Source organism: Aeromonas sp. FDAARGOS 1404, assembly GCF_019047085.1.
Taxonomy (GTDB): domain Bacteria; phylum Pseudomonadota; class Gammaproteobacteria; order Enterobacterales; family Aeromonadaceae; genus Aeromonas; species Aeromonas veronii.
In genome coordinates, this window is record NZ_CP077237.1 from 1,163,240 (window position 1) to 1,184,301 (window position 21,062).

General features: G+C 60.2%; 21 protein-coding genes. 17 read left to right on the plus strand and 4 right to left on the minus strand.

The window, feature by feature from the left end; all coding sequences use genetic code 11:
* The first annotated feature begins 10 nt into the window (after positions 1-10).
* From I6L34_RS05260 to I6L34_RS05295, 8 genes are all read left to right on the plus strand, one after another.
* Positions 11-1,888 carry a methyl-accepting chemotaxis protein gene (locus I6L34_RS05260; protein WP_058059222.1) on the plus strand — a complete coding sequence of 626 codons (1,878 nt, stop codon included), beginning with the start codon at positions 11-13 and terminating at the stop codon, positions 1,886-1,888.
* Positions 1,889-2,397: 509 nt separating this feature from the next.
* The gene (gene frdA / locus I6L34_RS05265; protein WP_047437968.1) at positions 2,398-4,182 is read left to right on the plus strand and encodes a fumarate reductase (quinol) flavoprotein subunit; all 1,785 of its coding nucleotides are present in this window, start codon (positions 2,398-2,400) and stop codon (positions 4,180-4,182) included.
* Positions 4,175-4,909 (plus strand): succinate dehydrogenase/fumarate reductase iron-sulfur subunit, encoded by a 735-nt coding sequence (locus I6L34_RS05270; protein WP_005335057.1) that lies wholly within the window; start codon positions 4,175-4,177, stop codon positions 4,907-4,909. Before frdA ends, I6L34_RS05270 begins: the two co-directional genes overlap by 8 nt.
* A 16-nt stretch (positions 4,910-4,925) precedes the next feature.
* Positions 4,926-5,324 carry a hypothetical protein gene (locus tag I6L34_RS05275; protein WP_005335058.1) on the plus strand — a complete coding sequence of 133 codons (399 nt, stop codon included), beginning with the start codon at positions 4,926-4,928 and terminating at the stop codon, positions 5,322-5,324.
* Between the two features lie 10 nt (positions 5,325-5,334).
* A complete protein-coding gene (frdD, locus tag I6L34_RS05280) occupies positions 5,335-5,691 on the plus strand; it encodes a fumarate reductase subunit FrdD (RefSeq protein ID WP_040066869.1) in 357 nt (118 codons plus the stop codon).
* A gap of 252 nt (positions 5,692-5,943) precedes the next feature.
* Positions 5,944-6,672: a nucleoside recognition domain-containing protein gene (locus tag I6L34_RS05285; protein WP_005335061.1), complete on the plus strand. Its 729-nt coding sequence runs from the start codon at positions 5,944-5,946 to the stop codon at positions 6,670-6,672.
* Complete coding sequence (locus I6L34_RS05290; RefSeq protein WP_005335063.1) at positions 6,669-7,136, plus strand: YjiG family protein; 468 nt, start codon at positions 6,669-6,671, stop codon at positions 7,134-7,136. Before I6L34_RS05285 ends, I6L34_RS05290 begins: the two co-directional genes overlap by 4 nt.
* A gap of 25 nt (positions 7,137-7,161) precedes the next feature.
* Entirely contained in the window at positions 7,162-8,286 is a 1,125-nt protein-coding gene (locus tag I6L34_RS05295) for a M20 family metallopeptidase (protein ID WP_216956031.1), read from the plus strand.
* Between the two features lie 88 nt (positions 8,287-8,374).
* Here I6L34_RS05295 and I6L34_RS05300 read toward each other — a convergent pair whose 3' ends face one another.
* The 3 genes from I6L34_RS05300 to I6L34_RS05310 all read right to left on the minus strand — a co-directional run bounded on the left by I6L34_RS05300 (position 8,375) and on the right by I6L34_RS05310 (position 11,139).
* The gene (locus tag I6L34_RS05300; RefSeq protein WP_139731172.1) at positions 8,375-9,124 is read right to left on the minus strand and encodes an ABC transporter substrate-binding protein; all 750 of its coding nucleotides are present in this window, start codon (positions 9,122-9,124) and stop codon (positions 8,375-8,377) included.
* A gap of 91 nt (positions 9,125-9,215) precedes the next feature.
* Positions 9,216-10,442 (minus strand): winged helix-turn-helix domain-containing protein, encoded by a 1,227-nt coding sequence (locus tag I6L34_RS05305; RefSeq protein WP_216956034.1) that lies wholly within the window; start codon positions 10,440-10,442, stop codon positions 9,216-9,218.
* A 103-nt stretch (positions 10,443-10,545) separates the two neighbouring features.
* Complete coding sequence (locus tag I6L34_RS05310; protein WP_216956037.1) at positions 10,546-11,139, minus strand: TetR/AcrR family transcriptional regulator; 594 nt, start codon at positions 11,137-11,139, stop codon at positions 10,546-10,548.
* Positions 11,140-11,246: 107 nt separating this feature from the next.
* On the opposite strand from I6L34_RS05310, the gene I6L34_RS05315 reads away from it, so the two are divergent.
* Positions 11,247-12,170 (plus strand): ABC transporter six-transmembrane domain-containing protein, encoded by a 924-nt coding sequence (locus I6L34_RS05315; RefSeq protein WP_216956040.1) that lies wholly within the window; start codon positions 11,247-11,249, stop codon positions 12,168-12,170.
* A 28-nt stretch (positions 12,171-12,198) separates the two neighbouring features.
* Entirely contained in the window at positions 12,199-13,587 is a 1,389-nt protein-coding gene (locus tag I6L34_RS05320; RefSeq protein ID WP_216956044.1) for an FAD-binding oxidoreductase, read from the plus strand.
* 39 nt (positions 13,588-13,626) lie between these two features.
* Here I6L34_RS05320 and I6L34_RS05325 read toward each other — a convergent pair whose 3' ends face one another.
* Complete coding sequence (locus I6L34_RS05325) at positions 13,627-14,274, minus strand: class I SAM-dependent methyltransferase (protein WP_216956047.1); 648 nt, start codon at positions 14,272-14,274, stop codon at positions 13,627-13,629.
* A 144-nt stretch (positions 14,275-14,418) separates the two neighbouring features.
* On the opposite strand from I6L34_RS05325, the gene I6L34_RS05330 reads away from it, so the two are divergent.
* The 7 genes from I6L34_RS05330 to I6L34_RS05360 all read left to right on the plus strand — a co-directional run bounded on the left by I6L34_RS05330 (position 14,419) and on the right by I6L34_RS05360 (position 21,030).
* The gene (locus I6L34_RS05330) at positions 14,419-15,093 is read left to right on the plus strand and encodes a thermostable hemolysin (RefSeq protein ID WP_139410765.1); all 675 of its coding nucleotides are present in this window, start codon (positions 14,419-14,421) and stop codon (positions 15,091-15,093) included.
* Positions 15,090-16,586 carry an AMP-dependent synthetase/ligase gene (locus I6L34_RS05335; protein ID WP_216956049.1) on the plus strand — a complete coding sequence of 499 codons (1,497 nt, stop codon included), beginning with the start codon at positions 15,090-15,092 and terminating at the stop codon, positions 16,584-16,586. The genes I6L34_RS05330 and I6L34_RS05335 overlap by 4 nt, the downstream gene beginning before the upstream one ends.
* On the plus strand, positions 16,583-17,236 hold the full coding sequence (locus tag I6L34_RS05340) for a TenA family transcriptional regulator (protein WP_058055624.1): 654 nt from the start codon (positions 16,583-16,585) through the stop codon (positions 17,234-17,236). Before I6L34_RS05335 ends, I6L34_RS05340 begins: the two co-directional genes overlap by 4 nt.
* 34 nt (positions 17,237-17,270) lie before the next feature.
* The gene (locus tag I6L34_RS05345) at positions 17,271-18,140 is read left to right on the plus strand and encodes an SDR family oxidoreductase (protein WP_058055623.1); all 870 of its coding nucleotides are present in this window, start codon (positions 17,271-17,273) and stop codon (positions 18,138-18,140) included.
* A 67-nt stretch (positions 18,141-18,207) separates the two neighbouring features.
* Positions 18,208-18,774 carry a tetratricopeptide repeat protein gene (locus I6L34_RS05350; RefSeq protein WP_234915302.1) on the plus strand — a complete coding sequence of 189 codons (567 nt, stop codon included), beginning with the start codon at positions 18,208-18,210 and terminating at the stop codon, positions 18,772-18,774.
* A 130-nt stretch (positions 18,775-18,904) separates the two neighbouring features.
* Complete coding sequence (locus tag I6L34_RS05355; RefSeq protein ID WP_005335091.1) at positions 18,905-19,591, plus strand: response regulator; 687 nt, start codon at positions 18,905-18,907, stop codon at positions 19,589-19,591.
* Positions 19,588-21,030 (plus strand): ATP-binding protein, encoded by a 1,443-nt coding sequence (locus I6L34_RS05360; protein ID WP_216956054.1) that lies wholly within the window; start codon positions 19,588-19,590, stop codon positions 21,028-21,030. Before I6L34_RS05355 ends, I6L34_RS05360 begins: the two co-directional genes overlap by 4 nt.
* Positions 21,031-21,062: the final 32 nt, after the last annotated feature.

Genomic DNA, 21,062 nt, shown 5'->3' on the forward strand with positions numbered 1-21,062 from the left:
GGATGTAACTATGAACTTATCCATTAAAAACAAGCTTGTTCTGGCTATCGGGGTCATCATTCTGGTGATCACCGGCCTGCAGGTCTGGTACAACACCTCGCAACTGCGCAGCGAGACCCAGCGACTGGTCTGGAACATCATCGACGAAAGCTCCATGGCCAACGTCAAGGGGATCTCCCGCTGGGTCGACGCCCGGATCAGCATGGTCAGCACCACCAAGGAAGCATTCGCCAAAGAAGATGAGCCCATCAGTCATCTGGCCCAGTCCATGAATGCCGGTGGCTTCGACCTGGTCTATGCCGGTACCGCTGACGGCAAAATGATCCAGAGCAAACCAACTGATTTGCCCGCCGGTTATGACCCCCGTCAACGCCCCTGGTACAAGGACGCGGCCGCCGCAGGCAAGCTGGTCATCACAGCCCCCTATGCCGACATCTCCACCGGTCAGCTGATTGTCACCATTGCCGAGCCGTTCCAGCGCGGCAATACCCAGGGGGTCATCGCCGGTGACGTCTCCATCAGCTCACTGATCTCGGACATTCTGGCGGTCACCACCGAGGGCACCTACGCCATGCTGGTGGACAGCAATGGCACCATCATCGCGCACCCCGATGCCTCCCTGAGTCTGAAATCCGCTACCGCTCTGGCACCGGAGCTGACTGCGGCCTACATCAATCAGGTCGCCCATGACGGCATGATCAACGAGCTGGTGATCAGCGGCAAGAAAGAGGTTTACGACTTCAATGCCATTCCCAATACCAACTGGTATTACGGCATGATGGTGGATGAAGAGATCGCCTACCAGTCGGTACGCCGCATGGTTACCTCCTCCCTCATTCAGGGGCTTATCACCATACTGATCGTGGCAGGCTTCTCCTATGTCGCCATCAACGGCTCGCTGGCCCCTCTGAAAACCCTGGGCGAAGCGATTGCCGATCTCTCCCGTGGCAATGGCGATCTGACCCGCCGCATCAAGATTGAACGTGAGGATGAGGTGGGTGCGGTTGCCAAACACGTCAACACCTTCATCGAGCGGATCCATGTGATGGTGCAGGATATCTCCAACTCCTCCGGCCAACTCAACCAGCAGGCCAAGTCCTCCCACAGCATGGCGGAGAAGGCCAATCAGGGTCTGGCACGCCAACAAAACGAGATCTCCCAGATCGCCACTGCGGTACACGAGATGTCGGCCACTGCGGTCGAGGTTGCCAGCAACGCGGAGCAGACCGCCGAAGCGGCCCGCAGCTCCTCCAGCAGTTGCGAGCATGGCAAGCAGGTGATCGCCCGCAACCAGCGCTCCATCACCGATCTGGCCACCCAGGTGGAACAGGCCTCCAACATCATTCAGGAACTGGAGAAAAACGCTCAGGAGATCAACACCATCCTCTCCACCATTCAGGGCATCGCCGAGCAGACCAACCTGCTGGCACTCAACGCCGCCATCGAAGCGGCCCGTGCCGGTGAACAGGGTCGCGGCTTTGCGGTGGTTGCCGACGAGGTGCGCGTCCTGTCACAGCGTACCCACAGCTCCACCGTCGAGATCCGCAATATGATCGAAACCTTGCAACGCAATACCCAGGGAGCGGTCAGCACCATGCACGAAGGCCAACTGCTGGCCCAGAACAGCGTGGATGACGCCAACAACGCCACCCATGCGCTGGAACAGATCACCACCTCGATCAACCAGATCTCCGACATGGCGACCCAGATCTCCAGCGCGGCTGAAGAGCAGCGGGCCGTCACCGACGAGGTAAGCCGCAACATTCAGGCAGTGAAAGATGTCTCGGACGAACTGGCAGTGGATGCAGACAGCTCACGCCATCTCTCTGAACAACTTAAAAATATTTCGGGTGAACTGAGCAATCAGGTCGGCATGTTCCGCATTTGAGCATGAGCAAAAGGGGCCGTACAGGCCCCTTTTATTTTTCTAAATAGCGCTTAATTTTCAGTGAGTAATCTCACATTACCCGCCAAATACCCCGCCTTGAAATCCTTGTAATTCGTCTGGAATTATCAGATCACCGCCGTGGTCACCGCAGCATTTCGGATTACCTATTTCTATCCGAATAGGTAAATGTCAATAATTCTCATTAAAAAATTACAATAAAAAACTTAAAATTTTTTTCGCGAGTACCTAAAAAGAGAGGTGATTCGCATTTTATTGAAAGAAAACTACGTACAATCCAGAAGTTAAAGTACTCGTAGCTAGGTGTTCAACTGCTCAGTAACACCAAAAAATGACGATAATAACGACATTTTCATCCAGGGATTTGGGTGTTTTATAGAAAAATAACCAATAAAAAGGGAATAAAACCTAGCAGTTTGACTTGCATCAAGCCTGAATTTTTTTCATAGAGCAAAATCGTGCCCAGCAAATCTATCCCTAAGGAGGCAGATGTGGATATTATCAAGACCGATGTGGCCATCATCGGTGCTGGCGGTACCGGCTTACGCGCCGCTATCGCTATAGCCGAATCACAGCCAGACCTGGACATCGCCCTGATTTCCAAGGTTTACCCGATGCGCAGCCACACGGTTGCTGCCGAAGGCGGCGCCGCCGGTGTCGTCCGTGATGACGACTCCCTCGAAAACCACTTCAACGACACCGTCTCCGGTGGTGACTGGCTGTGCGAGCAGGACGTAGTGGAATACTTCGTCAACAACGCGACCAAAGAGATGATCCAGCTGGAGCACTGGGGTTGCCCCTGGAGCCGCAAGCCGGATGGCAAAGCCAACGTGCGTCCGTTTGGTGGCATGAAGGTTCCGCGTACCTGGTTCGCCGCAGACAAGTCCGGTTTCCATATTCTGCACACCCTGTTCCAGACCTCCGTCAAATACCCGAGCATCAAGCGCTTCGACGAGCATTTCTGTCTTGATCTGATCGTGGACGACGGCCGTGTCCAGGGCGTACTGACCTTCGACATCCAGAACGGTATCACCCGCTTCATCCAGGCCAAATCGGTGATCGTGGCAACCGGCGGTGCTGGCCGTGTCTATCGCTACAACACCAACGGTGGCATCGTCACCGGTGACGGCATGGCGCTGGCCTACCGTCACGGCGTACCGCTGCGTGATATGGAATTCGTCCAGTATCACCCGACCGGTCTGCCGGGCACCGGCATCCTGATGACCGAAGGTTGTCGTGGTGAGGGTGGCGTTCTGCTGAACAAGGATGGCTACCGCTACCTGCAAGACTACGGCTTGGGCCCGGAAACCCCGATCGGCCAGCCGAAGAGCAAATACATGGAGCTGGGTCCGCGCGACCGCGTTTCCCAGGCATTCTGGCAAGAGCAGCAGAAAGGCCGCGTCATTCAGGGCCCGATGGGCGATGTGGTTCACCTCGACCTGCGTCACCTTGGCGAGAAGTACCTGAAAGAGCGTCTGCCGTTCATCTGCGAACTGGCCAAAGCCTACGTCAACGTGGATCCGGCCAAAGAGCCTATCCCGGTACGTCCGACTGCCCACTACACCATGGGTGGTATCGAGACTGACAACAAGTGTGCCACCCGTCTGCCCGGCCTCTACGCCGCGGGCGAATGTGCCTCCGTCGGTCTGCACGGTGCCAACCGTCTGGGTTCCAACTCCCTGTCCGAGATCGTGGTATTCGGCAAGCTGGCCGGTGAGCAGGCAGGTGAATTTGCCAAGACTCAGAAGCATGGCAATACCGAAGCGCTGGCCGCCAAGGCCGAGGCGCTCATCAAGCAGCACCTCTCCCTGATGGACATAGACGGTACCGAAAACCCGGCTGATATCCGCAACGAGCTGGGCATGTCCATGGAAGCCGGTGTCGGTATCTACCGTACCGAAGAGCTGATGCAGGGCACCATCGACAAGATTAACGAGCTGAAAGCCCGTTACAAGAAGGTCAAGATCAACGACAAGTCCTCTGTCTTCAACACCGATCTGCTGTACGCCATCGAACTGGGTTACATGCTGGACGTGGCTGAAGCCATGGCGCACTCCGCCATCAATCGTAAAGAGTCCCGCGGTTCACACCAGCGTCTGGATGGTTACGAAGAGCGCGATGACGTGAACTTCCTCAAGCACACGCTCTCGTTCTACAAAAATGGCGAAACGCCCTCCATCGATTACTCCGATGTGAAGATCACTAAGTCCCAGCCGGCAAAACGCGTGTACGGCTCCGAGGGTGAGAAACAAGACGAGGCTAAGAAGAATGGCTGAGATGATTGAAATTGAGATCCTGCGCTACCGTCCGGAACAGGATAACGAGCCCTGGATGCAAACCTTCCAGGTGCCATACCAGAGAGAGATGTCTCTGCTGGACGCCCTGCAGTACATCAAGGATCACCTGGACTCTACCCTGAGCTTCCGCTGGTCCTGCCGGATGGCGATCTGCGGCTCTTGCGGCATGATGGTCAACGGTGTGCCCAAGCTGGGTTGCAAGGCGTTCCTGCGCGACTACCTGCCGGGCAAGATGACCGTCGAGCCGCTCAACAACTTCCCGATCGAGCGCGATCTGGTGGTGGACATGTCCGACTTCATCGAGAAGCTGGAGAGCATCAAGCCGTACATCATCCCGAGCGAGCCGCGCAGCCTGTGTGATGGCGAGTACATCCAGACTCCGGCCCAGATGGCGCAGTACAAGCAGTTCTCCCAGTGCATCAACTGTGGTCTCTGCTACGCGGCATGCCCGCAGTACGGCATCAACAAGAAGTTCACCGGTCCGGCGGCACTGGCTCTGGCCTATCGCTACAACGTCGACAACCGTGATGCCGGCGCCAAAGAGCGTATGCGCATCATCAGCCAGGACGAAGGCGTCTGGGGCTGTACCTTCGTGGGCTACTGCTCCGAAGTGTGCCCGAAAGGCGTCGATCCGGCAGCGGCCATCCAGCTTGGCAAGGTCGAAAGCGCCAAGGACTACATGATCGCCATGTTCAAGCCAGATTGAGAGCAGGATTGAGACCATGAACAACACTGATAGCAAACGTAAACCTTACGTCCGCGAAATGAAGAAAGACTGGTGGCTGAAGAACGCCTTCTACACCGGTTACATGATCCGTGAAGGCACCAGTATCTTCGTCTCCATCTACGCCGTTGTGCTGATGTGGGGCCTGATGCGCCTGGTTCAGGGTCAGGAAGCGTTCAACGGCTGGCTGGAATCCCTGCAAAGCCCGATCGCCATCCTGTTCCATGTCGTCGCTCTGGCGGCGTGCCTGTTCCATGCCAAAACCTGGTTCGCCCTGGCGCCGAAAGCCATGCGTATCTTCCGTGGTGAAGACCTGGTACCGGAGAAGCCGATCGTTCTCGCCCAATATGTGGCGCTGGCGGTGGTGTCCCTGCTTGTCCTGATCATCGTGGCTTGAGGAGAAAACAATGAGACGTTCTGACGAACCAATTTACTGGGGTCTGTTTGGTGCGGGTGGCATGGTCGTTGCCATGCTGCTGCCGGTCATTGTCCTCATTACCGGTCTGCTGGTGCCCATGGGCATCATGGACGTGGAAACCATGAGCTATGACCGCGTGCACGCGTTCGCCAGCTCCTGGTGGGGTGCCTGCATCCTGCTGGTGATCATCGCCCTGCCAGTCTGGCACGGCATGCACCGTATCTACCACGGTCTGCACGATCTGGGGATCCACACCACCAAGCTACACCACTATGTGTTCTATGGCTTTGCCTTCCTGGTATCTGCCATTACCGTCGGCCTGCTGATGGTACTGGTACTCCAGTAATCACATCTGACTGATTGACCAAACCGGGCCAAGTGCCCGGTTTTTTATTGCCCCGCTATCCCGCCTCTGCTTTTTACTCACTCAAATAATTCGATAAAAACCAGATTATCGTCCAAGCATATGGCGATCACAGTCACATAACCCCAATACATTCGTCATTTGTAGCAAACCATTTTGACCACCATCAATTTAGTGACATCCATATCAATTATAATTATTCAGATTAAATAATTATTCATATGGAGCTAGCTAATGACAGACAAAACACGCTCGGTGAGCATAGGCAGTTACCTGGCACTGGCCTTCGCCGTGGTCTTCTTCTCCGGACTGTTGCAATCCGGCGAGTGGTATGGGGTATTCGATTTCACCACGCTGAACGGTTCGTTCGGTACCATGGTCCAGAGCGTCAGCGAGAATGGTGACGGCATCAAGACCGCCATGACCGACATGCGCGGCAAGGGGGGCAACGGCGCTCGCGATGGCTTTTTGTTTGCCCTGACCCTGATCCCCACCGTGATGTTCGCCCTCGGCATGATCAACGTACTGGAGCACTACGGCGCGCTGGAAGCGGCCCGCAAGTTGCTGACCCCGCTGCTGCGTCCACTGATGGGGATCCCCGGTAATACCGGTCTGGCGCTGATCGCCTCCCTGCAGAGCACAGATGCTGGTGCCGCCATGACTCGTCAGCTCAAGGATGAAGGGCTCATCACCAAGCGTGAAACCGACGTATTCACCATGTTCCAGTTCTCCGCTGGTGCCACCATTGTCAACTTCTTCTCCTCCGGCGCCGTGCTGTTCACCCTGACACTGGCAGATGGCAGCCCGGCGGTCAGCTCCTCCATCGGTCTGGCTGTCATCGTGATGTTCGCCTTCAAATTTGTCGGGGCCAACCTGTTCCGGGTCTACCTCAATATGAGCGAAGGCAAGCAGACCGATAACAACACCCAGCAGACCCTCAACACTCAGGAGCAAGCCAAATGAGCCAGGCCAACATCAAGAAACCCATCGTCACCGATATCTTCGTCGAAGGGGCCAAGAAGGGCTGGGTCATCGCCACCACCTCCACCGTACCCAACGTACTGATGGCCTTCGTCATCATCAAGGCGCTGCAGATCACCGGCGCGCTGGATGCCATGGGCGCCATCTTCTCCCCTGTCATGGCCATCTTCGGGTTGCCCGGTGAGGCGGCAGCCGTGCTGATCGGCGCCTGGATGTCGATGGGCGGTGCAGTCGGTGTGGTCATCACCCTGTTCGATCAGGGGATCCTCAACGGCACTCACATCGCCATTCTGGCGCCAGCCATCTACCTGATGGGCTCCCAGGTGCAGTACATGGGCCGCATCCTCGGCTGCATCGGCACCGAAGGGCGTTATATCCCCATCATGGTCGCCATCTCGGTACTCAACGCCTTCGGCGCCATGTTGGTGATGAACATCCTTCTCTGACCCGAACCTGATAGTGGAGCAAGCAATGACTTTTTCTCTGGATCAATACCTGACCGAACTGGCCCCGCTGATCAATCTGGATTGCGGATCCCTGCACCAGCCGGGCATTGCGGCAGTGGCCGACCTGATGGCAGCCAAATATGAGGCGATGGGCGGCTGGCAGATCAAGCGGGTCGACTGTGGCGCAGCCGGTGTGGGACTGGAGATCCGCAACCAGCCTGATGCGGCACAGATCGATGTAATGCTGATCGGCCATATGGATACCGTCTTCCCCCTCGGCACCGCCGCCGCCCGCCCGATGAGCGTCGATGGCGAGCGCGCTTACGGCCCCGGTGTCTCCGACATGAAATCCGGCCTGCTCAACATCGTCTATGCCCTGCGTGAACTGCCCCGCGAGGTGCGCGATCGCCTGAGCATCTGCGTCTGCATGAACCCGGACGAGGAGATTGGTTCCCTCCACTCCAGTGACTGGCTGGCAGCGGTGGCCAAACAGGCAAAACAGGTGCTGGTGGCCGAAGCGGCCCGCGCCGATGGCTCGCTGGTCAAGGCGCGCAAGGGGATGGCCCGTTATCGCATCGATTTCACCGGCAAGGCTGCTCACGCGGGCAACGAACCACAGAAGGGGCGCAGCGCCATCACCGAGCTGGGCCACTGGATCCTGGCTATCAACGCCCTGACCAACTTCGAGAGCGGCACCACCCTCAACATCGGCATTGTCGAGGGGGGCAATGGCGCCAACATAGTGCCGGCCCATGCCTGCGCCGTGGTAGACGTCCGCTTCTGGGACAATCAGGAGTACCACCAGATCAACGATCATCTGCTGACCATGGCCGAGCGGCCCCATCTGGACGGCATCACCATCCAGCTGACCCGCGAGGCCCACAAACCGGCCATGGTGCCGTCAGAGGGTACTCAGGCGCTGATGCAGCTGGTGGAAGAGTGTGGCGCCGAACTGGGACTGCCGATCAGCTGGCAAGAGGTGGGGGGCGGCTCTGATGCCAACCTGACCGCCGCCCTCGGTATCCCCACTCTGGATGGTCTGGGCCCTATCGGTGCAGGTTTCCACAGTGACGAGGAGTATCTGGATCTGGTCAGCATTGCCCCGCGCATCGAGCTGCTGGTGAAGGTACTGACCCGTCTGGCAGCCTGACAAGCTCTCACGTAAAAAGGGCCAGCCGGTTTGCACCGGCTGGCCCTCTGTTTATCTGCTCCCCCTGAATGACAGCAACCCTTCGCTATTACTCCATCGGTGGCAAGAAGCGGCGCATCACCTCATCCGTATGCCCCCCTTCCTGAAATGCCACCAGCGACTGATTGAGGATGTTCACCAGCTGGTGACCGCGGGGGGAGCCCTTGCTCACCAGCAGATAGAATCCCTTGCGGCTGGGCAGGGCGAGATTGAGCAACCCGCTCTCGCTGCGGTAGATGCCAAGGCTGATGCCAGCCACCAGAGGTTCGATTTCGCTCGGCAGAAAGTCGCAGCGATCCCGCTCCAGCATATCGAGCGCCTGCTGCAACTGCTTGACCCGGCGTGGCTCCTGCGCAAGCCCGTAGGGTGTGTAGTTGTAGCCAATCACCCCGCACACCCGGGAGCGATTGACCGTCTGCAGATCCGGCGGTTCGGGGTAGCGGCGCTTGAGATAGAAGAAACCGAGATGGGTGTAATAGAGGGGAACGCTGTAGAAGGCAAACTCGGCCCGCTCCGGCTTGTAGCTGGCATCCCAGGTTAGCTCGCACAGACCATTCTGGCGATAATCCGCCAGCTCCTGCTGCACCCGCGCCCAGGGCAGATAGCGGATCTGGTGGGACAGCCCACTCTGTTGCAGGGCATCGAGCACCAGCGTCGTCGCCGAACCGGTCAGGCGGCTGGTATCGGGCACCCCGTCCTTGCGCTCCCAATAGGTAAAGGGGGCCCACTCATTGCCCTCCCCCAGACAGATCTTCACTGGTGGCTCTTGCCCCCATAGCGCGGGGGACAAGATGACCATCGCCAATCCCGCCCACCATGTTGCCGCTCGTTTCATCTCCCGCTCCCGGACTGTTTATCCCTCTTGCAGCTTAGCCCAGAAGGGATAGAGCTCACTTTGCAGGGGCGCTTTCATGCCACAACGCCAGCAAATTGGCCGGAATGGCACCATAACGGAGCTGCGGGGTCTGGTGCCAGTCGGCCAGCTTTTGCAGGGCTTTCGCCAGATCCTGTGCAAGGGTGCGGGTCACTCTCACTCCGGCCTCCAGATAGAGGCTCTTGATCTCGAAGATCCCCTGCTGGCGATGGGCCTTGGCATCCATCCTGCCCACCAGCTTGCCACGATGGAGCAAGGGCAACACGAAGTAGCCATACTGGCGCTTGGGGGCCGGGGTATAGCACTCGATGCGATAGTCAAAATTGAACAGTTCACTGGCCCGCTTGCGATCCCACACCAGCGGATCGAACGGCGATAAGACGGTGGTATGAGTTGCCTTGAGGTTGCCCGCCTGTGCCCTTGCCAGCTCATCGGCCAGCGAGGCGTGCACAAAAGCGCCGTGCTGCCACCCCTCCACCCGTACCGGCAACAGCTCACCCTCGTCCGCCAGCTGATGGAGCAGGGCGTCATATTTGCCGCGCCGCAGCCGGTAGTAGTCCGCAACCCAACCGGTTTTGACCAGCCCCAGCGCCCGGCAGCTGGCGCACACCATATCCCGCTGCGCCTGCTCGACGCTCGGCAGATCCCGCTGGTCGCTCCACTCGGGGATGACCCGCTCGGCCAGGTCATAGACTCGCTGAAAGTTGCGCCGCTCCCGCACCATCAGCTGACCGGTAGTAAACAATACCTCCAGATGGCGCTTCTCAGGCTTCCAGTCCCACCAGCCATTCCCCTTGCCGGTTGTGCGTTCAAAGTCAGCCGCCCGCACCGGGCCATGGTGGCGAATACGCTCGATCAGCTGGCCAATCTCCTGCTGATGGGTGGCTAGCCAATTGGCCGAAAACTTCCAGCCCATGGCGACGGGGTCGAGCATCCGATGGCGCAACAGCCGGTAATCCTCGCGGGGCACAAAGCAGGCCTCGTGGGCCCAATATTCGAAGATCTCGCCGTCGGCCAGCAGCTGCTCCAGCCAACGCGGTTCGTACTGGCCAAGGCGGCTAAAGAGCACCAGATAGGGGCTGCGCGCCACCACCGAGATGGTATCGATCTGCAGCAGCGCCATGCGGCGAATGGTGGCCAACAGATCGGCCGGAGTCGCCTTGCTGCGACGGGGGGCAAGCAGCCCCTGCGCCGCCAGTTGCAGATGACGGGCATCTTGCAGTGATAAATGGGTAATCGACATCAACAACCGCTCCCTGGTATCTGACCATCGCGCGCCCGGCGGATAGCCAACAAAACTGGGAAGGCTCCACGCTGGCACGCCTCCCCCTTGTGTACCTGCGCCGCTATGAGTGGGCCGGGGGCAAGACCAGCTGATTGACCACCAGCATGATCTCTTGGTACGTGTCCTCTACCGTCTCGGGAGTCGGCTCCAGAATCAGGTCATCGGCATAGCCGTTGATGAGAGAGGTGACCTGACGCGCCAGTCGCCGGGCATCGCCCGCCACAAACTCGCCGCTGTCGATCCCCTTTTGCAGGATCAGCTCCAGCACCTCGCGCCACGCCAGAATGATTTTGCGGTAGCTCTCGGCAAACACAGGGTCGCGCAGTGACTCGTTCCAGGCATCGAGGTAGATGGCCCAGGAGGCATCCTGACTGGTCGGCAGGTTGTCCCGCACAAACAGCGGCAACGCTTCGCGGGCCGGCAGCGGCAATAGCCACTCCCGCTGCTCGGCGATCTCCTGATAGGTGAAACGCTCCACGGCGCAGAGGCAAAGCTCCTTCCAATCCTTGAAGTAGTGGTAGACGTGGCTGCGCGCCAGACCTGTGCGCTCGGCAATATCACGGGTTGACGATGCCGCCATCCCCTTCTCCCGAAACAGGGCCAGTACGGCCTCGATGATCATCTCTTTGCGCTGTTCTGCTGATGGGCGTGCCATCTGACCTCCTGCGATATCAATCGATCTGCTTGACTTTGAGCGGTCGCTCAAACAAACTTTGAGCACTTGCTCAAACTTAGCGTTTCCGACATCTTAGGAGATAACCCATGACAACACCAACCACTTCGGCAGCCAGTTGCGACGAGCAGGCCACGCCGTTGCCACACTCGGCCGGTCGTTCGCTGGGGGCGATTGTGCGGGCCAATCCCCTCAAGCTGGCGGGCACCTTCTCGCTGGTGGCCCTCGAAAACATCCTGCTGGTGGTCTATCCCCTGTTCGCCGGCTTTGCCATCGACGCCATCGTCAAGGGCCAGTGGTGGCAGGCCTCGAGCTACGCCCTCATCGTGCTGCTGTTCTGGCTCATCGGCGCCCTGCGCCGGGCGGTCGATACCCGCACCTTTACCCATATCTATGCGGCACTGGCGGTGCCGGTGATCCTGACCCAGCGCCAGCAGCAGGAGGGGCAATCCACCATAGTGGCGCGGGTCACCCTGGCGCGGGAGTTTGTCGACTTCTTCGAGAAACATATCCCGATCCTGGCCACCAGCCTGATCTCCATCGTCGGGGCGGCCGTGATGCTGATGGTGATCGAGTTCTGGGTCGGCATCGCCTGCATGGGGGTATTGCTGCTGTTCGGCCTGCTGCTGCCCGGCTTTTCGCGCAAGAACCAGCTGCTGCACGAGCGGCTCAACGATCGGCTGGAACACGAGGTCAAGCTGGTCACCCATGCCCAGTCAGCCAACCTCGCCCGCCACTACCGCGCACTGGCCTGGATCCGCATCCGGATTTCAGATCGGGAGGCACTCGCTTTTCTGGCGGTCGGCATCAGCGCCTCCCTGCTGTTCCTGCTCGCCATCACCATGCTGATGGCCCAACCCCAAGTCTCGGCAGGCCATGTCTATGCTGTGATGACCTACCTCTGGAACTTTGTCACCAGCCTGGATGAGGGGCCCGGTCTTGCCGATCAGCTGGCCCGGCTGAGAGACATAGGTCGCCGGGTCAACACCGCCCAACCCGATGAAATGATTTGATATTTTGTATCTGTAACCGGAGTAGAAAATGAATCCGACCACCCTTTGCCAACGAGCGTTGACCATGTGCATCAGCTGTTTTTTCCTCGCCGCCTGCGGCCCCAAGATGAGCGACTTTGAGCCCAACACCAGCTACTGGTTCAAGGAGAAACCGGCAGAGGAGAGCGCCCCGCTGGCGCAAGACATGACGGTGGATATCGCCATCATAGGTGGCGGCTACAGCGGCCTCTCCAGCGCCTGGCATCTGGCCAAAGCCAATCCGTCGCTCAAGATCGCCATCTTCGAAGCCAAGCAGGTGGGCAGCGGCGCCTCGGGGCGCAATGGCGGCATGGTGCTGCCGGGCTCCGAGGTGATGGATCTCTACGAAGAGGGGGAAGCGAGCAAGCGCCACTACGATCTCACCGTCGCCAGCATGCGCAAGCTGCAGGCGCTGGTCGCCTCAACCGGCGTCGAGGCCGACCTCAAGCTCGATGGCTATGTGGAGGCGATCCTCGATGAGGAGGATATCGCCGAGTACCGCGACTATGTGAAAACCGCCAATCGCCTCGGCATCCCGCTCCAGTACTGGAACGCCGATACCACAGAGGAAAAACTCGGCACCGATCGCTACGTGGGGGCGGTCTACGACCCCAATGGCGGTCAGGTACACGCCATGAAACTGGTCAATGCCCTGCGCAAGGCGGTGGAGCAGTCGGGCGTCACCATCTACGAGCAGAGCCCGGTAATGGGGATCAAGGAGGGCAAGCAGATCGAGCTCAATGTGGCCGACAAGTACAAGGTGACCGCCGACAGCATAGTGCTGGCGACCAACGGCTATACCTCAAAACTTGGCTACTTCAGCGGCCGGGTCTTTCCGGTACACGCCCAGAGCGCCGTCACCGAGCCGCTCACCAAAAAGCAGCTGGCAGCCATCCAGTGGCAGAGCCGGGTGCCCTACTACGACACCCGCAACATCCTGTTTCATCTGGTATTGACCCCGGATAACCGCATTGTCATCGGTGGCGGCAATGCCGAGTACGTCTTCAACGATGGCCTCAACTACAAGGGCGATCTTAACCGGGTCAGCGAGATGATGATGACCGAGCTGGTGACCCTCTATCCGACCCTCAAGGGGATCAAGTTTGAGCAGGTGTGGGACGGGGTGCTCGGCATGACCGGCGACAGCACCGAAGCGGTGGGGGTAATGGGGGATCACAAGAACATCTACTACGCCCTCGGCTACAACGGCCACGGCATCAACCTCTCCTTCCTGTTTGGCGACATCGTGGCCAGCCTCTATCAAGGCAAGGAGCACCCCTGGTTCAACCACGCGGAGCAGACCCTGCCGATGTGGCTGCCACCAGAGCCGTTCAAGTCAATCGGCGTCAAATCTGCCCTGATGTACTACCAGTGGCAGGACAAGGGCTACAAGGAGTAGCGCCGGGCGAACCCGACGAGTAACAGATGAAGGCACGCCTCAGGGCGTGCCTTTCTGCAATACCGCCACATCGGCGTGGGGGAAGCTGAGTTCAGCCTGCCAGCTGGCGGCCAGCACCTGAAACGATGCCTCGGCAAAGAAGACAATGTGGGTCGGGTCGTGGCGATAGCGCCAGTTTTTAAACCGCTCGTCACTGAGCACCCGCTGGGTCTGCAGCACCAGCAGGCCACCGGGCTTGAGGCAATCCCACAACTGCGCCAGCACCGTGCGCGGCTCAGCAATATGCTCGATCACCTCGGTACTGGTGATGAAGTCATACTGACGCGTCAGCAACTCGGGAAAGTCGGCGTAGAACTTGTCATACCCCGCCATCTGGTAACCCGCCTCGCGCCCCATCGCCACCAGCGCCGGGCCCGGGCCACAGCCAAAATCGAGGCCGCAGGCAGGGGTTGGCACCCGCGCCAGCACTTCGCCAAAAGCCCGCATCAAAAAAGTGCGATAACGGGGATCATCTACCCGATTGTCGTGACCGTCATAGACCACCTTCTCCGCAGCCTCATCCAGATGATCCGCCTCATCCAGCCAGACCAGCTCGCACGCGAGGCAGCGATGGTAACGTTTGCCCGCCACCGGTAGGGGATAACTGCGATGGCTGGCACACAGGGGGCAGCTGACGGTGGATGACATGGCGGTTCCTCTTGGGGGCTTCCTGTGGGATAACAGCGGCGCAGATTGCCTGCCCGCTGCCTCGCTGACAACTTTTTTTGCTCCTTAAGGGTTTCTTAAGTTTGCCCTTTTACTCTCAAACCATCGCAAGAGAAGGAGTCACCCATGACCATCGAGATCCAGGCCCCCTACCGATTGCTGCTAGCCAAGTCCCCGCAGCAGGTCATGGCGCTGCAAACCTATATCCAGGCAGCCTACACCCTCGAGTTCAACGCCCGCATCCCCCATTTCCTCCCCTGTCTGCTGGGGCTCTATCGGGCGGACGGGACGCTGGTCGGTGCCTGTGGTCTCAATCATGCCAGTGAGGGGCCTCTCTATCTGGAACAGTATCTGGAGCAACCCATCGAGGCCGCCATCAACACCCGCCTCGGGGTCTATCCAGCACGCAATCGGATTATCGAAGTGGGCAATCTGGCCTGCAGCGAACCAGGCAATGCCCGCCTGATGTTCGCGGCCCTGTGTCGTCTGCTGTGTGAAAACGCCCTCGACTACGTGGTCTTTACCGGCACGGCCAAGCTGCGCAACAGCTTTGCCCGCCTGCAACTCAACCCGGTAGAACTGGCCCCCGCACAGGCCCATCAGGTGGGGGCCGACGCCGATGCCTGGGGTGAGTACTACCGCTGCCAACCCAAGGTGATGGTGGGTGACATCAATCAGGGGCGCGAGGTGCTGGCCCAGCGCAGCCTGCTGCTCAATCTGCTGGCCCCCATGCCGACCCTGTTTGAGGATGCCGGCAAGAGCAGTGATAACCAGCCCCATCAAAAAAGGTGCGCCCAATGAGCCTGTTCGACGCCATCGCCAAACATGCCCACGAGGATCCGCAATCACCTGCGCTGCTGAGCAGCCAACAGCGTCTCGATTACCAGACCCTGTGGCAACAGATCCAGCGTCTGGCCAGTCAGCTGCAACAGCTCGACATCAGCCGTCTGGCGCTGCAACTGGACAACGGCCTGCCCTGGGCGCTGCTGGATCTCGCCTGCACCCGCGCTGGTATCGTGGTCATTCCGGTGCCCCACTTCTTCAGTCAGGCCCAGCAGGCCTGGTTGCTGGAGAGCAGCGGCGCCGATGCGCTGGTGGGCCCACATCATCAGGGATGGCATGCCGCCGAGCCGTTCTCGCTGATCACCGGCGAGCTGCCGCTCTGGCGCCATACCCCGGCCAATCGACCGGCGCTGCCCAAGGGCACCGCCAAGATCACCTACACCTCCGGCACCACGGGCCAGCCCAAGGGCGTCTGCCTGTCCCTGAGCCAGATGATGGCGGTGAGCCATGCGCTGGCCGAGCGGGTCGCGCCAGCCAAGGTGGAAAAACACCTGACCCTGCTGCCGCTGGCCACCCTGCTTGAGAACATCACCGGCCTTTATGTGCCGCTGCTGACCGGCGCCTGCAGCCGCATTCCGTCCCTCGGTGAGCTCGGTTTCACCGGCTCCAGCTCGCTCAACCCTGCCATGCTGGGAGAAGCCCTGCTGCGCTGGTCGACCCACAGTCTGGTGCTGGTGCCCGAACTGCTGCGCCTGCTGCTGGCGCTCTGCACCAGCACCCCGACGCTGGCCCAGCAGCTCAAGAGCCTGCGCTTTATTGCCGTCGGTGGCGGCAAGGTGGCCCCCGACCTGATCAAACACGCCCGCCAGCTCGGCCTGCCGGTGTATGAGGGATATGGCCTCTCGGAGTGCGGCTCCGTTGTGGCGCTCAACAGCCTGGATGCTGACAAGCCCGGCAGCGTCGGCCGCCCCCTGCCCCACTGTCAGGTCACTATCGCCAGCGATGGCGAAATTATGGTGAGCGGCAGTGCCATGCTGGGCTATCTCGGCAGCAACGAACTGACTCCCGAACAGATCGCCACCGGCGAACCTTCTGCCATGCAGATCGCCACAGGCGATCTGGGTCATCTGGATGAAGAAGGCTACCTCCATATCACCGGGCGCAAGAAGAATGTCCAGATCACCGCCTTTGGCCGCAACTTCTCGCCAGAGTGGGTGGAAGCCGAGGCCCAGCTCTGCCCCGCCATCGCCCGCATCGTGGTCTTTGGCGATGGTCAACCCGCCAACGTGGCGCTGATCCAGCCCCTGCCGGGGAAAGAGGCGGATCTGCCCCGCCAGATCGCAGGTCTGAACCAGCGGCTGCCCGATTATGCCCGGCTGCACCACTGGTTGCCGGTGGCACTCGACCAGCATCCCGGGCTGCTGACCGCCAACGGGCGTCCCCGTCGCAACGAAATTTACCAACACTTTTCCCGGCAAATCAGCCAATGCCTTACAGGAGAATCGTCATGAGCTTCTATCAGACTCTGCAACAAGCCACTGCCAGTGAGCGTGAGCATCTGTTCAACGCCCCCATCATCGAAGCCTGTCGCCGTGGCGATATCAGCCGTGACACCTATCTCGCCTTTCTGGCGCAGGCTTATTACCACGTGCGCCACACAGTTCCGCTGCTGATGGCAACCGGCGGCAAGCTGGGTCAGGAGTACGAGTGGGTGCGCGGCGCCATTGCCGAGTACATCGACGAGGAGTATGGCCATCAGGAGTGGATCTTAAGCGATATCCGCGCCTGTGGCGGTGATGCCGAGGCGGTGCGCCACGGCCAGCCGGGGCTGCCCATCGAGCTGATGGTCGCCTTCCTCTATGACCAGATCCAGCGCGGCAACCCCATGGGCTTCTTCGGCATGGTGCAGGTACTGGAAGGCACCAGCGTCGCCATCGCCCTCACCGTCGCCGACCAGCTGAAGAAGGGCCTCGGCCTGCCACCGCAGGCGATGAGCTACCTGAGCTCTCACGGCGCCCTGGATCAGGAGCACCTCAAGTTCTTTGAATCCCTGATGGATCGGGTCGAAAGTCCGGCGGATCAGGCGGCCATCATCCACGGGGCCAAGGTGGTCTACCGCCTCTATGGCGAGATGCTCTACAACCTCACCGCAACTGTGTAAATCAGCAGCAGAAAGCAAAAAGGGAACCCACACCATGAATCTTGAAGGGAAACTCGTGCTGCTCACCGGCGCCAGCGGTGGCATAGGTGAAGAGCTGGCGCAGGAGCTGGCCGCCCAGGGGGCACACCTGCTACTGCACGGACGTCGCGGCCCGACGCTGGAGCGGCTGTGCAAGTCACTGCCTCATCCCGAGCGTCATCAGGTGGTGCTCGCCGACCTCGGCTCTGCACAGGAGCGGGCCAAGCTGTTGCAACACCCTGCGCTGGAGGATGGGATCGACATCCTGATCAACAACGCTGGCTGCAACCAGTTTGCATGGCTGGAAGATCAGAGCTTTGAGCAGGTGGAGCGCCAGCTGCTGCTCAATATCGAGGCGCCCATCCAGCTCACCCGTGCCCTGCTGCCAACCATGCGCAAGCCGGGGATCATCATGAACATGGGCTCGAGCCTGGGCAGCATCGGCTACCCCGGTTACAGCGTCTACTGCGCCAGCAAATTTGCCCTGCGCGGCTTTAGCGAAGCGCTGGGACGAGAGCTGGAGGGCAGCGGCATCAAGGTGCTGCACTTTGCCCCCCGCGCCACCCGCACCAAGCTCAATTCCCAGGCCGCTTACGAGATGAATGCAGCGCTCGGCACCCAGACCGACAGCCCGCAGGAGGTGGCCGAAGAGGCGGTCATCGCCCTGTGCAACGAAACCCGCCGCAGCTGGCTCGGCTGGCCGGAGAAGCTGTTCGTGCGACTCAATGCCCTGCTGCCCGGCATCGTCGACAAGGCGCTGGCCAGACAGCTGCCGATCATCAAACGTTATGCCCGTCATCTTCAGCCAGGGACGGCTGATGCCGGCGCAAACAGTGCGCCACAACCAGACTTGTCCCGCCCGATCCCGACCAAGAAGGAGCATTAATATGAATTTTGTCCGTCAATCAGTGACCTCTTGTGCCATCGCCATCCTGCTGGGGTCCTCCTCGGTCATGGCCGCGGGTGATGCCCTCGTCCCCATCCAGCAGCAGTGGGCCGTCTGCCAGTACCAGCAGAGCGGCAAGGCGAAAGAGAGCTGCCTCGAAACCCTGAGCACCCAGGCCGAAGCGGCCAGCGCCAAGGAGCCCTTTCGCGCCGATCTGCTGATCTGGTCGGCCATTGTCAAGAGCACCTGGGCTGGCGCCAAGGGCGGGCTGGGAGCGCTGGGGCTGGTGAAAGAGGCCAAAGCCAAGCTGGAGCTGGCGCTCAAACAGGATCCCAAGGCGCTAGACGGCTCTGCCTACACCAGTCTGGGCTCCCTCTACTATCAGGTGCCCGGCTGGCCGGTCGGCTTTGGCGATGACGAGAAGGCGGAGCAACTGCTCAAGCAGGCGCTGGCCATCAATCCCGATGGCATCGACCCCAACTTCTTCTATGGCGACTTCCTGCTGGATCAGGGTCGCAAGGCCGAGGCCAAAACCTATCTCGACAAGGCGCTGGCCGCCCCGGCCCGCCCGGGCCGCGAAGTGGCCGATGAAGGGCGCAGAATGGAGATCCGCGATCGGCTGGCCAAGCTATAAAACCCTGATGGATCAAAGAACTATTTAAACTCTGCCCACCAGCTTGCATACTGGTGGGCAGGGTTGTTTATGCCACGGCACGCCCTGGCGCTGAGCCAGATCGCGACCCCCAACAAACAGGGAGAAAAGAATGCGGATCCTGCTGGTAGAAGATGATGTGATGCTGGGTGATGGTATGCAGGATGCACTGCGCCATAGCGGCTACACGGTGGACTGGCTGCAACAGGGGTTGCCCGCTCTGGCAGCCCTCAAGAGCGACGAGTTCGCCGCCCTGATCCTCGATCTCAACCTGCCCGACATCGATGGCCTCAGCCTGCTGCGCAAGTTGCGGCGTGAAGGACACCAGTTGCCGGTGCTGATCCTCACCGCCCGCGATGCGCTGGACGATCGGGTGGTCGGCCTCGATGCCGGCTCCGACGACTACATGGTCAAGCCCTTCGCCCTGCAGGAGCTCAACGCCCGCCTGCGCGCCCTCGTTCGCCGCAGCAAGGGGCAGGCTCAGGCGGTGCTGGAGTATGGCGATATCCTTATCTATCCCGAATCCCAGCAGGTCACCTATCAGGGGGAGGCGGTCAAACTCACCCCCCACGAATACAAGTTGCTGCAGGAGCTGATCAGCCAGAGCGGCCGGGTGCTGAGCAAGGATCAGCTGCAACAGAGCCTCTACGGCTGGGATGAAGGGGCCGAGAGCAACGCGGTAGAGGTGCATATCCACCATCTGCGCAAGAAGTTCTACAGCGACCTCATCCGCAATATTCGCGGGGTCGGCTACATCATTCCCCAGCTCGAACAGCCAAGCCGGACACCCGCACGATGAAACGTCCCCGCTCCATTCGCCGCTTTCTGCTCACCGGTATCCTGACGCTGGTGAGCCTGAGCCTTACCATCAGCGCCTTTATCGGCTACATGGAGGCGAGCCACGAAATGGAGGAGCTGTTTGATGCCCGCCTCGCCCAGTCGGCCCGCATCACCAACCAGCTGCTGGCTCGCTATATGGCCCAGCAGGGGCAACTGCCCGCCAACGGCACCGTCTATCAGGAGTGGGAAGCGCAAAATCCCGATGAGTGGCAAAAAGACCCCAGCCTCAACCTGACCGGCGAAGATCGGGAGATCACCCCCTACGGCCACGAGTTCGAACGCAATCTCTACTTCCAGCTGCTCGATGAAAAAGGCGGCTTGCTGCTGCGCGCCCCCAGCGCCCCGGAGCAGCCGCTGGTCACCCTGGCCATCGGCTTTGACACGGTCGAAAAAGATAATCACCAGTGGCGCACCTTCACTCTCTACAACCAGCAGGAGCAGACCTGGCTGGTGGTAGCCGAGCGGGACGACGAGCGCAGCGAACTGGCCAGCAAGATGGCCACCCTCACCATGCTGCCGCTGCTGATCACCCTGCCCTTCCTGCTGGCCCTGCTCTGGTGGCTCATCACCCGCGGGCTGGCCCCCCTTCGTCAGCTGGCCCAGGCCATCAGCGAACGTCACCCCGCCAACCTGAGCCCGCTCAGCCTCAAGATAAGCGCTCAGGAGCTGACCCCCCTCACCAACGAGATCAACCGGCTGATGCAGGCGCTGGCGGAGACCATAGAGCGGGAGAAACAGTTTACCAACGAGGCGGCCCACGAGCTGCGCACCCCGCTGGCGGTGCTGCGGATCCACAGTGAAAATGCCCTGGCTGCCGAAGATGAAGTGAGCCGCCAGCAATCCCTGCACAAGATGCTGCAGGCCCTCGATCGCAGCGATCGGCTGATCCGCCAACTGCTGACCCAGGCCCGTATCGACAACCAGCAGGGACTGGTATTGACCGAGCTGGAGATAGGCCACCTGCTGCAAGGCACCCTGGCGACGCTGGCTCCCATCGCGCTCAAGAAGGATCAGCAGCTGTCGCTGGAGTGTGAATTGCCGCAGCTGGTGATGGGGCAGGCCACCCTGCTCGAACTGCTGTTTAGCAACCTGATCGACAATGCGCTGCGCTACACCCAGCCGGAGGGCGAGATCAAGGTGTGGGTACTGCGAGAGGGCAACCGGGTGAGGGTGGATGTAAGTGACAACGGCCCCGGCATTCCCTCCAGTGCCTTGCCCCGGTTGTATGAACGCTTCTTTCGGGTCAATCCCCAGCAGGGGGATGGCGTCGGCCTTGGCATGGCCATCGTCTCACGCATCGCCCAGTTGCACGGCGCCGACCTCGATGTCCACAACCGGCCGGAAGGGGGGCTGGAGGTGAGCGTCTGGCTACCGACCCACACCCACTCCCAGCCCTGATCCGAAAATGACAACGCCTCCCGAGGGAGGCG

Bases quoted from the DNA above. Each gene is read 5' to 3' on its own strand.
- I6L34_RS05260 (WP_058059222.1), top strand. From the start codon at position 11: ATGAACTTATCCATTAAAAACAAGCTTGTTCTGGCTATCGGGGTCATC.
- I6L34_RS05270 (WP_005335057.1), top strand. From the start codon at position 4,175: ATGGCTGAGATGATTGAAATTGAGATCCTGCGCTACCGTCCGGAACAG.
- I6L34_RS05275 (WP_005335058.1), top strand. From the start codon at position 4,926: ATGAACAACACTGATAGCAAACGTAAACCTTACGTCCGCGAAATGAAG.
- frdD (WP_040066869.1), top strand. From the start codon at position 5,335: ATGAGACGTTCTGACGAACCAATTTACTGGGGTCTGTTTGGTGCGGGT.
- I6L34_RS05285 (WP_005335061.1), top strand. From the start codon at position 5,944: ATGACAGACAAAACACGCTCGGTGAGCATAGGCAGTTACCTGGCACTG.
- I6L34_RS05290 (WP_005335063.1), top strand. From the start codon at position 6,669: ATGAGCCAGGCCAACATCAAGAAACCCATCGTCACCGATATCTTCGTC.
- I6L34_RS05295 (WP_216956031.1), top strand. From the start codon at position 7,162: ATGACTTTTTCTCTGGATCAATACCTGACCGAACTGGCCCCGCTGATC.
- I6L34_RS05300 (WP_139731172.1), bottom strand. From the start codon at position 9,124: ATGGTCATCTTGTCCCCCGCGCTATGGGGGCAAGAGCCACCAGTGAAG.
- I6L34_RS05305 (WP_216956034.1), bottom strand. From the start codon at position 10,442: ATGTCGATTACCCATTTATCACTGCAAGATGCCCGTCATCTGCAACTG.
- I6L34_RS05310 (WP_216956037.1), bottom strand. From the start codon at position 11,139: ATGGCACGCCCATCAGCAGAACAGCGCAAAGAGATGATCATCGAGGCC.
- I6L34_RS05315 (WP_216956040.1), top strand. From the start codon at position 11,247: ATGACAACACCAACCACTTCGGCAGCCAGTTGCGACGAGCAGGCCACG.
- I6L34_RS05320 (WP_216956044.1), top strand. From the start codon at position 12,199: ATGAATCCGACCACCCTTTGCCAACGAGCGTTGACCATGTGCATCAGC.
- I6L34_RS05325 (WP_216956047.1), bottom strand. From the start codon at position 14,274: ATGTCATCCACCGTCAGCTGCCCCCTGTGTGCCAGCCATCGCAGTTAT.
- I6L34_RS05330 (WP_139410765.1), top strand. From the start codon at position 14,419: ATGACCATCGAGATCCAGGCCCCCTACCGATTGCTGCTAGCCAAGTCC.
- I6L34_RS05335 (WP_216956049.1), top strand. From the start codon at position 15,090: ATGAGCCTGTTCGACGCCATCGCCAAACATGCCCACGAGGATCCGCAA.
- I6L34_RS05340 (WP_058055624.1), top strand. From the start codon at position 16,583: ATGAGCTTCTATCAGACTCTGCAACAAGCCACTGCCAGTGAGCGTGAG.
- I6L34_RS05345 (WP_058055623.1), top strand. From the start codon at position 17,271: ATGAATCTTGAAGGGAAACTCGTGCTGCTCACCGGCGCCAGCGGTGGC.
- I6L34_RS05350 (WP_234915302.1), top strand. From the start codon at position 18,208: ATGGCCGCGGGTGATGCCCTCGTCCCCATCCAGCAGCAGTGGGCCGTC.
- I6L34_RS05355 (WP_005335091.1), top strand. From the start codon at position 18,905: ATGCGGATCCTGCTGGTAGAAGATGATGTGATGCTGGGTGATGGTATG.
- I6L34_RS05360 (WP_216956054.1), top strand. From the start codon at position 19,588: ATGAAACGTCCCCGCTCCATTCGCCGCTTTCTGCTCACCGGTATCCTG.